This window comes from Megasphaera vaginalis (ex Srinivasan et al. 2021) (assembly GCF_000478965.1).
GTDB lineage: Bacteria > Bacillota > Negativicutes > Veillonellales > Megasphaeraceae > Megasphaera > Megasphaera vaginalis.
The window spans coordinates 1-13,977 of the sequence record NZ_AWXA01000054.1 but is presented as its reverse complement, the minus strand read 5'-3'; the positions used below and the strand labels follow the sequence as shown (position 1 = coordinate 13,977).

The window sequence follows — 13,977 nt, the reverse complement described above, 5'->3', positions numbered from 1 at the left end:
TTTTTTGTTTCCGCTTTATATAACCAGTTGGCTGAATACGTTGCCGATGGCGTCGGAAATGACCAGATCGGCGGAGGTGTCAAAATCGGTCGGCGATTTGTTGATAAGAACCAGCTTATGCCCTTTATAGTAGCGGATGAAACCGGCTGCAGGATAGACGACGAGCGATGTGCCGCCGATGATCAGCATGTCGGCGTGACTGATGTAGTAGAGCGCTTGTTCGACGACGCTGTTGTCGAGGCCCTCTTCATAGAGGACGACATCGGGCTTGACCGGACCGCCGCAGGCATTGCAGACGGGAACGGAATCGGCAGCTTTCATATAGTGGGCGTCAAAAAATTTATGACAATGCTCGCAGTAATTTCGATGGACACTGCCGTGCAGTTCCAGCACGTTTTTACTGCCGCCTTTCTGGTGGAGACCGTCGATATTTTGCGTAATGACAGCCTTTAACTTTCCGGCCCGTTCCAATTCGGCGAGTTTCAAATGGGCGGCGTTCGGCCGGGCGTCGAGACAGAGCATTTTGTCGTGGTAGAAGCGGAAAAATTCGTCTTTATTATGAACGTAAAACGTATGGCTGAGGATTGTTTCGGGACGGAATTTGTAGTGTTGATTATAGAGACCGTCAACGCTGCGGAAATCGGGAATGCCGCTTTCCGTCGAGACACCGGCGCCGCCGAAAAAAACGATATTATCCGATTCTTTGACCATAGCACAAAATTTTTCGATATCTGTCATTATCTGTTCCCCCTTTTAAATCGCAAAGGTATCCTGCAACAATGCGAGACCGCTTTTACTTTTGAAGAAGCGCTCTGCTGCAGCCATGATTCCCGTTGCTGTCAGACCGTCTTCATAAGCGTTGACCAGGAAATCGGCTTCCAGCAGAAGCTGCCAATCAATACCGTTTACACCGGTGTAGGTATGATGATGGCCGATGAGAAAACAGACGCGGTCGATCAATGCGGCATCATCGGTCAGGCTGGTGAGTATCTTACGCGCTTCGACGGGGCCCGTCTTTTCTTGAAACTTACCGGCAGCGGAACCGTACTGTTTTTCCGCCTGATGAATTCCTATATCATGCAGAATCGCCGCCGTGTTCAGGATCTCTTTCGTTCTGCCGTCAATGCCTTCCAGGGAAGCAAGCAGATCGGCATAGGCATAGACCTTTAACAGGTGTTGTATGCGTCGGGCGTCTCCCCGGTCATAGGCGATCACTTTTTTCAAGAGTAATGCCGTATCCATTAGCACCCTTCTTCCTTTTGTTATCACTATATCATGATTATGATGATTCTGCCACCGATGGAAAAAAAGGCGAGAAACAGGAGTCGGATAAATATGAAATAAATGTCGTATAATTTCATATTATGAAATTTCATATTGAGGAAATAATTTGTAAAAAAATAGAGAAAAAAGGAAAAAAATAGGAAAATAAGAGATTTTTTTGGTAGATAATAAAATGATGATATAGAAAAAACCTATTCTATGCCAAATCAATAAGGTATAATCAGGTATAATTATTGACATTAAGCAGAAAAAATATTACCATTTCTATATATGAAAACGAGTTTTATGTTTTGACTTGGCAACGATTGCGTGCTGGGGGAGCAATCGGCCGGTCTCATCTAAGGAGAGGAAGATTTATTATGGAGTCCAGTTTTTTTGATTCATTATCGCCTGTCGTTATGCCTGTTCTTGACTGGCTTGACGGGTTTTTGTATTACCCCGTTCTCGTTGTCGTGCTATTGATTGCCGGTCTGTATTTTACGTCGTTGACGGGATTGGTACAGTTTCGGATGTTTGCTGAAAGCATTCGTGTCGTCGCGGAAAAGCCGCAGACTGAAGGCGCCATTTCCTCTTTTCAGGCGCTGATGGTTTCCACGGCGTCCCGAGTCGGTACCGGTAATATTGTCGGTGTTTCGACGGCTATCTGTCTGGGCGGCGCCGGGGCCGTGTTCTGGATGTGGGTTGTAGCCGTTATCGGTGGCGCCAGTGCCTTTATTGAAAGCACCTTGGCGCAGATTTACAAAAAAAAGGATTCACAGGGCGGCAGCTACGGCGGTCCGGCGTATTATATCGAAAATGCGCTGCACAGTCGCTTTTTTGCCGTTATTTTTGCCGGATTGCTGATTATGACCTATGCAGTCGGTTTTAATCTGGTCGCTTCTTTCAACTTGCAGTCGACTTTTGCCGTATACAGCTTTTATAATCCCGATTCGACACCGATGGTGATTGGGGCCGTGTTGGCCGTTATTACAGGGTACTGCATTATTGGCGGCGGCAAGCGCATCGTTCATACTGCAGCGCTTATCGTTCCGCTCATGGGGCTGATTTATGTTCTTGCCGCCGTTATCGTCATCATCATGAATATTTCAATCTTGCCGCACGTTTTCGCCATGATCTTGTCCGATGCCTTTAATTTTGAGGCCATTTTCGGCGGCATTTCCGGTTCCTGTCTGCTGTACGGCGTTAAGCGCGGTCTTTTTTCCAATGAAGCCGGTATCGGATCGGCGCCGAATGCGGCGGCCACGGCTGATGTCAGTCATCCCGTAAAACAGGGGCTGGTACAGATGCTTTCCGTCTTTATCGACACCTTGCTAATTTGTACGGCAACAGCGATGATGTGTCTTTGCTCGGGGATTCCTATTACGAAGGAAGCGGCCGGCGCCGTTTATGTGCAGCAGGCCCTGACCGTCGATTTTGGCTCTTTCGGTCCGCTCCTGGTTACGATTTGTATGGTGCTTTTTGCCTTCACGACTTTGATCGGCAATTTGTTCTACGTTGATAATTGTCTGACCTATTTACACCGCAGAGAACCGAGTAAGGAATTCATGTTTGCTTATCGCATTATTGCAACATTCATCATTTTCATCGGCGCCATTATGCCGATGGCCGCCGTCTGGGATGTGGCCGATATCTTCATGGCCGGTATGTGCTTGATCAATATCCCCGCATGCGCGCTTTTGGGCAAGACGGCAATTAAAGCTATGAAAAATTATGAAGAACAGAAAAAGGCGGGGAAGAATCCCGTGTTCAAGGCTGCCGATATCGGTCTCGATTCGAGAGAACTGGATTTCTGGAAATAAGCGAAACGAACCGGGCCGCTCAGGTGGCAAGACCTCCGGGAGATGCCGTTCTTTTTCTTGACAAAGGCGTCAATAGCATTTACAATTTGTCTATATACAAGGCTTTCCTTGTAATATTACAGGTAAAAGCGATGAAAAAGACGGTCAATACGAAGGGTCTTGACAGCGAGCCGGAGAGAGTGGGAGTCCGGTGAGGACCGGTGTTGACAGATCACTTTGAAGCTGTAGCCGCGGGTCGGCTGCCGGTTTGCACCGTTATCGGCATCAAGTGGCTGCTGCGGCAGTCAATAGGGTGGTACCACGGTGACTGGCGTCTTCGTCCCTTGCGGGGCGAAGACGTTTTTTGTTTATGTTGAGGAGGAAAGAAAATGGATTACGGTAAGACCTTGCATTTGCCGGAAACGGATTTTCCCATGCGCGGCAATTTGCCGAAACGGGAACCTGATTTTTTGAAGTTCTGGCAGGAAAACAATATTTATGAAAAGCGTTTGAAAAAAAGAGAAGGGGCGCCGAAGTTTATCCTTCATGACGGCCCTCCATATGCCAACGGCAAACTCCATATCGGCCATGCGCTGAATAAAGTGCTGAAAGATGTCATTTTAAAATATAAAACACAAACGGGGCATTATACGAAATATATTCCCGGCTGGGATACGCATGGGTTGCCGATCGAGCATGCCGTTATTAAAGATACCGGGCTTAACCGACACGAAATGTCGCCTCTCGATCTGCGGAAACGATGCCATGACTATGCGTTGGAACGCGTTGCCGAGCAGAAAGCCGATTTTATCCGCTTTGGCGTGCTCGGTGATTGGGATCATCCGTACTTGACGCTTCTCAAACATGTCGAAGTAGCACAGATCGGCGTATTCGGCAAAATGGCCAAGAACGGCCACATCTACAAGGGGATGAAGGCCGTATACTGGTGTCCTCATTGTGAAACGGCGTTGGCAGAAGCGGAAATCGAATATAAAGAAGTCAAATCCTTCTCTCTTTACGTTCGCTTTAAGGCCGTTGACCTCGGTTGTCATGGGCCGCACGGTTTCGATTTGGATCATGTTTATGCGCTGATCTGGACGACAACGCCGTGGACGATTCCCGCCAATCGGGCCATTTGCGCTAATGAAGAAATTGAGTACGTTTGGGTCAACGTAGGCGGCGACGCCGTGCTGATGGCTAAAGAACTGGTTTCCTCAACACTGGCTGCGGCTAAGATTACGGATTACGTTGTCTTACCGGAGGTGATGACGGGCAAGCAGATTGAAGGCCTTGTCTTCCAGCATCCGTTCTATGGCGATCGTAAAGTTCCCGTCATTCTCGGCGCCCATGTCACACTCGAAAGCGGTACCGGTCTGGTACATACTGCGCCTGATCACGGCGCGGAAGACTTTGATGCCTGTAAGAAATATGCGGCTTGGGATTTGGGGCCCATCGGTACTGTCGGTCCCGACGGCCGGTACACGAAAGCCGTGCCGCAGTATGAAGGCCGCTTCGTCCTTGATGACGATACCCAGGTTCAGATTATCAAGGATTTGGCGCATTGCGGCGCGCTGTTTGCCAAAGCGACGCTGCGCCATCAGTATGCCCATTGTTGGCGCTGCAAAAATCCGATTATTTACCGGGCGACGGAGCAATGGTTTTCTTCCGTCGACGGATATCGGCAGAAAGCGCTGGCCGCCATTGATCAGGTAAAATGGATTCCGGACTGGGGGCATGACCGCATTTACAATATGATTCGCGACCGCGGCGACTGGTGCATTTCCCGCCAGCGCGTCTGGGGTGTGCCGATTCCTATTTTTTATTGCAAAGAATGCGGAGAAGCCATCATTAATGACGAAACCATTGCACAGCTGCAGAAAATTTTTGCTGTAGAAGGTTCCGATGCCTGGTGGGCTTATACAGAAAAAGAATTGCTTCCCGAAGGCTATACCTGCCCTCACTGCGGCAGCGGAGAATTCCGCAAAGAAAGCGATATCATGGATGTCTGGTTCGACAGCGGTTCGACACATCAAGGGGTTTTGTGCCATGATCCGGACTTGGATTATCCCTGTGAAATGTATTTGGAAGGCTCTGACCAACACCGCGGCTGGTTCAACTCGTCTTTGTTGACATCCGTCGCCATCAACGGATATGCGCCGTATAAATCGGTTTTGACCCACGGGTTTACTGTTGACGGTGAAGGGCGTAAAATGAGTAAATCCGTCGGCAATACGGTGGCGCCGCAGGAGATCATCGACCAGTACGGCGCCGACGTCATGCGGCTTTGGGTGTCATCTGCCGATTATCAGGGAGACGTCCGTCTTTCGCCGAAAATACTGAAGCAACTCAGTGATGTGTATCGGAAGATCCGCAATACGTTCCGGTTCCTGTTGGGGAATTTGGCTGATTTCGATCCCGAAACCGACGCGGTACCTTATGCGGCGATGGAAGAGATTGATAAATGGGCGCTGCTGCGGCTGGAACAGGTTTTTGAAACGGTATCGGAAGCGTATGAAAATTACCAGTTCCATACGATGTACCACGCTATTCATAACTTCTGTACCGTTGATTTGAGCGCCATTTATCTGGATATTATCAAGGATCGGCTTTACACGGAAAAAGCGGCGGCACCGATTCGCCGCAGTTCGCAGACTGCGATGTATCAGATTCTCGATACGCTGGTTAAAATCATTTCTCCTGTTCTTTCCTTTACGGCTGAAGAGGTCTGGCAGTATATGCCGGCAGTTTCCGGGAAAGAAGAAAGCGTACTGCTTACCGATTGGCCGCAAGCCCACCCGGAATATCTGGATGCCGATCTGGCAGCCCGATGGAACAAACTCCTGTCTTATCGCAGCGATTTGACCCGCATTCTGGAAGGCGCCCGCAAGGACCATACGATCGGCCATTCTCTCGATGCGGCCGTCACGATTTATGCCGAAGGCGAGGCTTACGCTGATTTGAAGCCTTACGAAAAACGGTTGGCTACGCTTCTTATTGTCAGTGAAGTCGTTCTCGTTAACGGGACGTCTCCCGTTGAGGCGGTGAGCGGCGCCGACCATCCCGACATGAAGGCTGTCGTCGTGCCGTCACCGCATGCGCGGTGCGAACGCTGCTGGACGCACAGCGAAACTGTCGGTGCCGATGCCGACAGACCGACGCTCTGTGCTCGTTGCGCCGGCGTTATGAAAGACTAACGATTTGCGGTAAAACGCTCCTGCAAACCGTCGGTTTGCAGGAGCATTTTTTATCAAAAAAAGCGTCCTCTCTTGAGGACGCTTTTTTGCAGTCAGTCTTTTTCGGCGATGCAATCGTTCAGGTCGGCGATGAGCGCATCGACGTCAATTCCGTGCGCGCCGGCACCGTCGCCGATCGTTTCGAAATGGGAAGCCATGCAGCCTACGCAACCTAGCCCATAGGACTGGAAGATTTCAATAATCTGCGGGTATTTCTGTACTGCTTCAATAATACCTGTGTCTTTCGTAATAGCCATATTTCATTCCTCCTCAGAGAGTAGCAGCAGTTTTGCCGAAAACCATCGGGATGTGTTCATTATAACATACTTTACCGTCTTGACTAGTGGCAAATACAACAGCTGAAGAAATAAAACGCCTTCAGCTATGATTCGCGACGGTCAATTCCTTACTTTCGAACTTCGGCCGTATCGAGGAGCGTGCCGTCAGGCAGAAAGGCCTGGAAGCGAAGGCTGTCATCCGTCGCTTCCAAGGTCAGGTAGTTGTCGGTTTCCGGTTGCGGCGCCAGATACTCGTCGAGGGCATGTTGCTTCCAAAGCGAAGGATAGCGAACGTTGCCGGCGACGCCGGTCAGGATGTACAGCGGGCCGGCGTCGTCACGGCGGAAGTTTTTGATATGACCGCGATTGCGGTACGTATGCAGATGAGCGGAGAGGACGACGTCGATGCCGGCGGCGTCAAAAAGGGGCATGAAGGTTTTGCCTTCTTCGGAAAAGCCTTCTTCCCGCGGTGTCGATCTGGCTTCCGGATTAAAGGCATATTGGAGCGGGTCCTTGTGCATCAAAACGACTTTCCACTTTTTTTCGCTTCTGGCGACGTCTTCTTTGAACCAGGCGATCTCGTCCGCTTCGAGGGACGGTTCAAAGTCGGCCAATTCCGAAAATTGCGTATTGAGAACGATAAAATGCACGTTGCCGTAGTCAAAGGAATAAAACTGATTGGCATAGGCTTTGCTGCCGTTATCCGGCAGTGTAAACAGATGTAAATATGTTTCCGGCATGCAGACTTGCCAGTTTTTGTCATAGGTCTCATGATTGCCTACGAGGGGAACGACGGGAATGGCGGCGATCATATTTTCGACGGCTTCAAACCAGGCATTCCATTGATACGTGTCCTGGCCGTTGTCGACGAGGTCACCCATGTTAATGAAAAAGCTCGCGTCGCCGTTTCGTTGCCAGGCCGCTCTTGCCGTTTCCGTCCAGACCGCGTAGTCGCTGGATTGGGAGTCCGGGTAAATGAGGGCTTTGAAGGCGGTGCCTGACGCCGTTTTTAAGGGGAACCAGGGGCTGCGTTTACCGTTTGTACCGATACGGTATTCGTATTCCGTACCGGCGGTCAAGCCTTTGATGAGCGCACGGTGGATGAACGTCGTCTGCCCGTTATCTGTAAAGGACTCTTCGGCGGCGGGCAAGGTGCGGACCGTCTCGTCGCCGTTGACGCGATAGTCGACGACTGCGTCCGGCTCAGACACGGCCGATTGCCACATGATCGTCCGCGACGTCGTACTGTCGGCTATAATTACTTGACGGATATTTACGGCGTCGACGGCGTCCAATAATTCGTAATGAGCGGCTGCAGCCTTCGTCGCCCGCAACGTCTGTTGTGTGACCGTTTTGGCGCCGGGGACAAACAGGTAGGTGCCGACGGCGGCTATGACGGCGACGGCGGCCAGGCTCAAATAAGTTCGTTTGGAAAGGAAGACCAATAAGATGCACCTTCTTCGTATGAAATGGGGGATATAACGTATTATAAAACAGCGTACCCCGGCGGCGTCAAGCAGTGGAACCATGCTTGTTTACAATGACCGGCCATGCCTTGACAGCAGCGGCGGAAAGGCGCTAAAATATGGCATATACAGTAATGTCTATGAACGGGAGTAAGTACCGATATTTCACCCCTTTGCAGCGAGTCGGCGGCAGTGAGAGCCCGACAGGAAGCAATATTGGGAATGGGCCCGGGAGATGCGGCCCGAAGTCAGTAGGCGCCGCCGGCGTTCCGTCGTTACGGGATGAAACACACGCAAGTGTGTGAGCCGGGCTTTGCGCCAACCGGGGTGGTACCGCGGAAACTATTCCTTTCGTCCCTTTTTTGGGGATGGAAGCTTTTTTTTTAGGAGGAATTACGATGTCAATTATTTTTTCCGGCATTCAGCCGAGCGGAAATCTTACGTTGGGAAATTATCTGGGAGCACTGCGGAATTTTGCCAAAGTGCAAGACGGCAATGAATGTTATTATTGCGTTGTCAATCAACATGCTATTACGGTGCCGCAAGATCCGCAAATGCTTCATGCGAGAACACGCCAGCTGGCGGCTATCTATCTGGCTGCCGGGCTGGATCCGGATCAATCGACGCTTTTCGTGCAGTCCGAGGTTCCTGAGCATGTGCAGCTCGGCTGGATCATGACGACCTTGTCCTATGTCGGCGAATTGGAACGCATGACGCAGTATAAAGATAAGGCGGCGAAGCGGGGAGATTCCATTCCTGCGGGTCTGTTGACCTATCCGCCGTTGATGGCGGCAGATATTCTCTTGTATCAGACCGAACTCGTACCTGTCGGCGATGATCAGAAACAACATATGGAAATTACCCGCGATTTGGCGCAGCGGTTTAATCGCCTTTACGGTGAAGTCTTCACGATTCCCGATATTCTGCTCGCCCACGACGGAACGCGCGTCATGAGTCTGCAAGAGCCGACGAAGAAGATGAGCAAATCCGATGAGAATCAGACGGCGACGATCTACCTTCTCGACGAGCCGAAGGACATCGAAAAGAAGATCAAGCGGGCGCAGACGGATAGTGAAAATGCCGTTCGCTATGACGTCAAGGCCAAACCGGGCATTTCCAATCTGATGGACATCTACGCGGCCGTTACGGATCAGTCGCATGAGGAAATCGAAGCGGCTTACGCGGGAAAAGGCTACGGCTCGTTCAAGAAGGACGTTGCCGACGCCGTCATTTCCGTTCTTGAACCGATCCAGCAGCGCTACGCCGCGTTGGTGGCGACGCCCGAACTGGACGATGTGCTGACGAAAGGAGCTGCCAAAGCCCATGCCAAAGCGGCTGCAACGTATGAAAACGTTATCCGCGCCATGGGGTTGTACCGGTAAGAAGCGATGAAAAGTCATTTTTTTGCTATCCTGGGGCGGATGAAATTCATTCGCCGTTGGAGCCTGATGCGGAATACGGAGGAAGAGAACATTCAGGAACACACGCTCCAAACGGCAATGATCGCCTATCACCTCTGTCTCCTGCGCAATACCTATTTCGGCGGCAAAACGGATCCGGCCAGAGCGGCCGTCTTGGCGATGTATCATGACGTGGCCGAAGTTTTTACAGGCGACATGCCGACACCTGTCAAGTATTTTAATCCCCTGATGCGCCGTACGTACGGCGAAGTGGAACGATTGGCACAAGAACGGCTGCTGCAAACGCTGCCGGTCGAGCTGCAGGCCGCTTATGAACCGCTTATTTGCCGGGCTGAAGACGACGCCCTGTGGCCTTTGGTAAAGGCTGCCGATACCCTCAGCGCGTATGTGAAGTGCCTTCGGGAAAAGAATGCCGGCAACCGTGAATTCAATGCGGCTTATGTGACGATCGGCGAAAAGCTGCAAAGTCTCAAGATGCCTGAAGTTGACCTGTTTCTGCGTGACTATGCGCCGAGCTTTCTGTTGTCCGTCGATGAGATCAACGGCGGTAATGATGCGTAAGTCAATGTAAGTCGGGGAGGATCCTTTCAATGACACTCAGTTTGTTTTGGTCCCGTTATCTCGTTGAGCTTCACGCGGAGCATCTTCGCAAGATCGATGAAGAATACCGCTTTTTAATAGCCAAGGAGAAATGGTCATGGTTTGTTTCCAAGATTCCTGAAGACATACAAATCCGTATTTTGCGCGGTCACAATCACGGTCCGTCGTCCTGGACCTGCCGCATGTGGCTTAATCAGATGCTGGCGTGGTTGAAAGAAGATAAGCCGCAGGCTGTATATGAGGCGGTTGCGGCGCGAATCCGCGAGCTCGATAATAAAGGCGCCGATTATTTTGAAAAAACAGCGGCCCGCAGCCTTTCGCAAGAAGAGCTTGCCGCCTTTCGCAAGGCAGGTTATTTTTTATGCGATCAGCAGCGGCAGACAGAATATTGAGGAGGTAAAGAGATGAACAGAAAGCGCGTACGGCAGTGGATGCAGCGGCTTTGTCTGCTCCTTCTCTGCCTTTTATTGGCGCCCTTCGCTTATGCTGCCGGAGATGTGCATGTTATTGCCATTGACGGAGAAATAGACGGCACCCAGGCCGCTTTGGTGCAGCGTGTATTGGCCGATGCGGCGGACAATGATGACGCCGCCGTCGTCGTGTCGGTCAACACGCTCGGCGGCAGGGTGGACAGTGCTTTGAAGATTCGCGATGCGTTGCAGCAGGCGTCGATACCGACGATCGCGTATATTCCTTCGCGAGCCTGGTCGGCAGGTGCGCTGATTGCCCTTTCGTGCCGGCATATTGTGATGGCGCCCGGCAGCAGCATCGGGGCGGCGGAGCCGATTCCCGACACGGAAAAAAATATTGCCGCCTTACGGGCGGAGTTTGCCGCGACTGCAGGCCGGACCGGCCACAATCCCCGCGTCGCCGAAGCGATGGTCGATAAAACCTTGGGATTCCCAGGCTATGCCGAACCGGGGCAATTGCTTTCGCTGACGGACAGACAGGCGGCGGACCTGGATATTTCTGAAGGCAGTGCTGCCGATGTCGGCGCCGCTCTGGGCCTTTTCAGCCTGGGCGACGCACGGCTGATCTATGAGGAACGCGGCCTTCGTGACGGAGCCGTCGGCGTTTTGCAATATGAATATGTGCGCATGGTGCTGGTTGCGCTTATTTTGATGGCGATTCTGGCCGAAATCAAGACGGCCGGCATCGGCGCCGGTCTGGTTACGGCCGTGTTGTTGGGCGCGATGCTTTTTGTCAGCGGCGACGGCTCCTTTGCCGATTCGCTGAAAATCGGCGCGGCCTTTATCAGCTCGCTGGTTCTTATCGCGCTGGAGCTCGTTACGCCGGGAGTCGGTATTTTCGGCATCAGCGGCGTTATACTGTTGTTCGCCAGTCTGTTCTACCTGCTGGGGGCTACGGCGGAAGCGGTCTATCTTTTGGCCGGCGCTGTCCTTATTGCGGCGATTTTCTTTGTCCTCGTCGGCCGCCGGCTGCCGCAGAGCAGACTGCTTAATAAATTGGCGCTAAAAGACCGTTCGACGAAGGAAAAGGGATATTCCTCGCAAGAGGACAAAAGCCGTTTTCTCCATCAAGAGGGAACGACGATCACGATCTTGCGCCCTGCCGGTACGATCCGTATCGGCAAAGAACGGGTTGATGCCGTTACGGACGGCGCGTTCATCGACAGGGACACGCCGGTTCGCGTCGTTCGTATCGACGGCGGCTGCGTCGTCGTAGAGCCTAGTGTGAAAGATTGTTAAGGAGGAGGGAATTCTATGTCACTCATTTCATTTTTGGCAGTGCCGATCATCGTCATCATCGCGGCGGTCGTCATTATCTCGTTGTTTCTCCATTTCGTACCGCTCGGGCTTTGGATTTCAGCGATGGCCGCCGGCGTTTCCGTCGGGATCGTCAATCTGATCGGCATGCGCCTGCGGCGTGTCGTGCCGTCAAAAATTATTTTGCCGCTAGTAAAATCGAATAAAGCCGGTCTCGATATCAACGTCAATCAGTTGGAAGCCCATTACCTGGCCGGCGGCGATGTGGATCGCGTTGTCGACGCCTTGATTGCAGCTCATCGAGCGGCCATGTCGCTCACTTTTGAACGGGCCTGCGCCATCGATTTGGCAGGTCGTGATGTCCTGGAAGCGGTGCAGATGAGCGTTAATCCGAAGGTTATCGAAACGCCGTTTATATCGGCAGTGGCGCAAAACGGGATTGAGTTGAAAGTACGGGCCCGTGTAACCGTTCGTGCCAATATCGACCGTCTCGTCGGCGGCGCCGGAGAAGCGACGGTCATCGCCCGCGTCGGCGAGGGGATCGTTACCAGCGTCGGCTCGGCGAGCGATCATTCGGAGGTTCTGGAAAATCCCGATGAAATCTCAAAAACGGTTTTAAATAAGGGGCTCGACGCCGGCACGGCGTTTCAGATCTTGTCCATTGATATTGCCGATGTCGATGTGGGACGCAATATCGGCGCCAGATTGCAGACCGACCAGGCCGAAGCCGATAAGCAGATCGCGCAGGCAAAGGCCGAAGAACGGCGGGCCATGGCTGTGGCCAAGGAACAGGAAATGCACGCCTACACGCAGGAAATGCAGGCGAAAGTCGTGGAAGCACAGGCCGCCGTGCCGTTGGCATTGGCGCAGGCCCTGAAAGACGGCAATATGGGCGTTATGGATTACTATACGATGAATAATGTCCTGGCCGATACGAAGATGCGTACGGCAGTTGCCGATGCGGGCATGCCGCCGGTACAGGGCGGAGAGATCAGGACGAAAACGACACATGCGAATCGCGAAGAAGATTAGGAGGGCTTATGGAGTGGATCTGGTTGGTCATTCTCTTTATCGCCTTCTCTGCCCTGCCTGACTTGCTGCGCAAAAAACGCCGCTACAAACCGCGGCAAGTGCCGACGCCAAGGCCGCGGCAGGACGCGGAGAAGGATGCCGCCGCGCGGCGCGAAGGGCCGCAGCCTGAAAGCAGACGGCCGGCGCCGTTGCACGTGTCGGACGAGGCGCCTGCCGAAAGGGCGGGACAATCGCCGCAGACAGAAGTAAGCGCGGTGACGGCACAATCGCAAACGACGGCGGTCAAGACCTTGCGCGAAGTCGCTTCCGAACAGGCTTGGAGCCGCCTGACACCGCCACATCGCGCACTTTACAGCGGCCTCATCTGGTCGGAGTTGTGGCAGCCGCCGGTGGCTGTACGGAGAAAGAGGAAGTAAATTATGATTGAAGAAAGACGGATTACCATAAAAGGAATCCCCTGCCTGTCCGTTGTTGCCGATACGGCACCGAAGGGCGTGATCATTTTTTATCACGGCTGGTCGTCAACGAAGGAACTGCAGTCCCTTCGCGGCCGGATATTGGCGGCTTACGGGTATGATGTCCTGATTCCCGAAGCGGTCCATCACGGCGAACGGGGGACGATCGATTACACGGCGCCGGAAGCTTATGAGCTGTTTTGGAAAACGATCTTGCAGAATGTGGAAGAAGCGGGATGTCTTCTCGATTATATCGGCGGAGCATATCCCGACTTGCCGGTTTTTGTCATGGGGCATTCGCTCGGCGGTTTTTCCGCCTTAGGCGTGCTGACTTGGCAGGAACGGGTGCAGGCCGCCGTCGCGCTCAACGGTTCAGGCTGGTGGAACGAGTCGGAACGACGCTTTCGTTCGGCGCTGCATATAGATATTCCCGAAGGATACGAAGCGCTGCTGGCAGAAATCGATCGGTATGATCCGTATGGGCATACAGAACGGTTGGCAGGAAAAGCCGTTCTGGCTCTGCATGGCGGCAGTGATCCTACGGTGGATAAGGAGGCGCAGCTCCTGTTTGTTGAGAAACTGCGGCGGCAAGGACTGGCGTGCAGCCTGATCCTTTACGAGGGCTTGGGGCATTTCGTTACAACCAATATGTTGGGCGATGCCTTGTCCTGGCTGGAAACGATATAAATAAAAACATGCACTT

14 protein-coding genes and 1 other annotated feature are annotated in these 13,977 nt (G+C 52.5%); of the genes, 10 read left to right on the top strand and 4 right to left on the bottom strand.

Going from position 1 to position 13,977, the window contains the following annotated elements; translation table 11 throughout:
* Positions 1-15: 15 nt before the first annotated feature.
* Positions 16-738 carry an NAD-dependent protein deacylase gene (locus tag HMPREF1250_RS09885; RefSeq protein ID WP_023054532.1) on the bottom strand — a complete coding sequence of 241 codons (723 nt, stop codon included), beginning with the start codon at positions 736-738 and terminating at the stop codon, positions 16-18.
* Between the two features lie 15 nt (positions 739-753).
* Positions 754-1,242: an HD domain-containing protein gene (locus HMPREF1250_RS09880; protein ID WP_023054529.1), complete on the bottom strand. Its 489-nt coding sequence runs from the start codon at positions 1,240-1,242 to the stop codon at positions 754-756.
* A 401-nt stretch (positions 1,243-1,643) separates the two neighbouring features.
* Between HMPREF1250_RS09880 and HMPREF1250_RS09875 the strand changes: the two genes are divergently transcribed.
* The 3 genes from HMPREF1250_RS09875 (at position 1,644) to ileS (ending at position 6,256) form a co-directional block, all read left to right on the top strand.
* The gene (locus tag HMPREF1250_RS09875; RefSeq protein WP_023054528.1) at positions 1,644-3,083 is read left to right on the top strand and encodes an alanine/glycine:cation symporter family protein; all 1,440 of its coding nucleotides are present in this window, start codon (positions 1,644-1,646) and stop codon (positions 3,081-3,083) included.
* Positions 3,084-3,283: 200 nt separating this feature from the next.
* Positions 3,284-3,439 (top strand): hypothetical protein, encoded by a 156-nt coding sequence (locus HMPREF1250_RS11660; RefSeq protein WP_155914521.1) that lies wholly within the window; start codon positions 3,284-3,286, stop codon positions 3,437-3,439.
* A gap of 12 nt (positions 3,440-3,451) precedes the next feature.
* The gene (gene ileS / locus HMPREF1250_RS09870; protein WP_023054521.1) at positions 3,452-6,256 is read left to right on the top strand and encodes an isoleucine--tRNA ligase; all 2,805 of its coding nucleotides are present in this window, start codon (positions 3,452-3,454) and stop codon (positions 6,254-6,256) included.
* 92 nt (positions 6,257-6,348) lie between these two features.
* On the opposite strand, the gene HMPREF1250_RS09865 is transcribed toward ileS, so the two are convergent.
* A complete protein-coding gene (locus HMPREF1250_RS09865) occupies positions 6,349-6,552 on the bottom strand; it encodes a DUF1858 domain-containing protein (RefSeq protein ID WP_023054530.1) in 204 nt (67 codons plus the stop codon).
* A 149-nt stretch (positions 6,553-6,701) separates the two neighbouring features.
* Positions 6,702-8,018: a purple acid phosphatase family protein gene (locus HMPREF1250_RS09860; RefSeq protein WP_023054523.1), complete on the bottom strand. Its 1,317-nt coding sequence runs from the start codon at positions 8,016-8,018 to the stop codon at positions 6,702-6,704.
* A gap of 152 nt (positions 8,019-8,170) precedes the next feature.
* Positions 8,171-8,401: a binding site (T-box leader), on the top strand.
* Positions 8,402-8,437: 36 nt separating this feature from the next.
* Between HMPREF1250_RS09860 and trpS the strand changes: the two genes are divergently transcribed.
* From trpS to HMPREF1250_RS09825, 7 genes are read left to right on the top strand one after another with little or no spacing between them, the layout of a single operon-like run.
* Entirely contained in the window at positions 8,438-9,421 is a 984-nt protein-coding gene (gene trpS / locus HMPREF1250_RS09855; protein WP_023054527.1) for a tryptophan--tRNA ligase, read from the top strand.
* 6 nt (positions 9,422-9,427) lie between these two features.
* The gene (gene yfbR / locus HMPREF1250_RS09850) at positions 9,428-10,021 is read left to right on the top strand and encodes a 5'-deoxynucleotidase (protein ID WP_023054531.1); all 594 of its coding nucleotides are present in this window, start codon (positions 9,428-9,430) and stop codon (positions 10,019-10,021) included.
* Positions 10,022-10,050: 29 nt separating this feature from the next.
* Positions 10,051-10,452 (top strand): hypothetical protein, encoded by a 402-nt coding sequence (locus tag HMPREF1250_RS09845; RefSeq protein WP_023054524.1) that lies wholly within the window; start codon positions 10,051-10,053, stop codon positions 10,450-10,452.
* A 12-nt stretch (positions 10,453-10,464) separates the two neighbouring features.
* Positions 10,465-11,769, top strand: coding sequence for an NfeD family protein (locus tag HMPREF1250_RS09840; protein ID WP_023054526.1), 1,305 nt, complete (start codon positions 10,465-10,467; stop codon positions 11,767-11,769).
* A 15-nt stretch (positions 11,770-11,784) separates the two neighbouring features.
* A complete protein-coding gene (floA, locus tag HMPREF1250_RS09835; RefSeq protein ID WP_023054525.1) occupies positions 11,785-12,819 on the top strand; it encodes a flotillin-like protein FloA in 1,035 nt (344 codons plus the stop codon).
* An 8-nt stretch (positions 12,820-12,827) separates the two neighbouring features.
* A complete protein-coding gene (locus HMPREF1250_RS09830) occupies positions 12,828-13,235 on the top strand; it encodes a hypothetical protein (protein ID WP_023054533.1) in 408 nt (135 codons plus the stop codon).
* Between the two features lie 3 nt (positions 13,236-13,238).
* A complete protein-coding gene (locus HMPREF1250_RS09825) occupies positions 13,239-13,961 on the top strand; it encodes an alpha/beta fold hydrolase (RefSeq protein ID WP_023054522.1) in 723 nt (240 codons plus the stop codon).
* Positions 13,962-13,977 lie beyond the last annotated feature (16 nt).

What these genes read in the sequence shown, in the direction of transcription:
- HMPREF1250_RS09840 (WP_023054526.1), top strand. Translation starts at nt 10,465, where the DNA reads ATGAACAGAAAGCGCGTACGGCAGTGGATGCAGCGGCTTTGTCTGCTC.
- ileS (WP_023054521.1), top strand. Translation starts at nt 3,452, where the DNA reads ATGGATTACGGTAAGACCTTGCATTTGCCGGAAACGGATTTTCCCATG.
- HMPREF1250_RS09830 (WP_023054533.1), top strand. Translation starts at nt 12,828, where the DNA reads ATGGAGTGGATCTGGTTGGTCATTCTCTTTATCGCCTTCTCTGCCCTG.
- floA (WP_023054525.1), top strand. Translation starts at nt 11,785, where the DNA reads ATGTCACTCATTTCATTTTTGGCAGTGCCGATCATCGTCATCATCGCG.
- HMPREF1250_RS09875 (WP_023054528.1), top strand. Translation starts at nt 1,644, where the DNA reads ATGGAGTCCAGTTTTTTTGATTCATTATCGCCTGTCGTTATGCCTGTT.
- trpS (WP_023054527.1), top strand. Translation starts at nt 8,438, where the DNA reads ATGTCAATTATTTTTTCCGGCATTCAGCCGAGCGGAAATCTTACGTTG.
- HMPREF1250_RS09885 (WP_023054532.1), bottom strand. Translation starts at nt 738, where the DNA reads ATGACAGATATCGAAAAATTTTGTGCTATGGTCAAAGAATCGGATAAT.
- HMPREF1250_RS09845 (WP_023054524.1), top strand. Translation starts at nt 10,051, where the DNA reads ATGACACTCAGTTTGTTTTGGTCCCGTTATCTCGTTGAGCTTCACGCG.
- HMPREF1250_RS09825 (WP_023054522.1), top strand. Translation starts at nt 13,239, where the DNA reads ATGATTGAAGAAAGACGGATTACCATAAAAGGAATCCCCTGCCTGTCC.
- yfbR (WP_023054531.1), top strand. Translation starts at nt 9,428, where the DNA reads ATGAAAAGTCATTTTTTTGCTATCCTGGGGCGGATGAAATTCATTCGC.
- HMPREF1250_RS09865 (WP_023054530.1), bottom strand. Translation starts at nt 6,552, where the DNA reads ATGGCTATTACGAAAGACACAGGTATTATTGAAGCAGTACAGAAATAC.
- HMPREF1250_RS09880 (WP_023054529.1), bottom strand. Translation starts at nt 1,242, where the DNA reads ATGGATACGGCATTACTCTTGAAAAAAGTGATCGCCTATGACCGGGGA.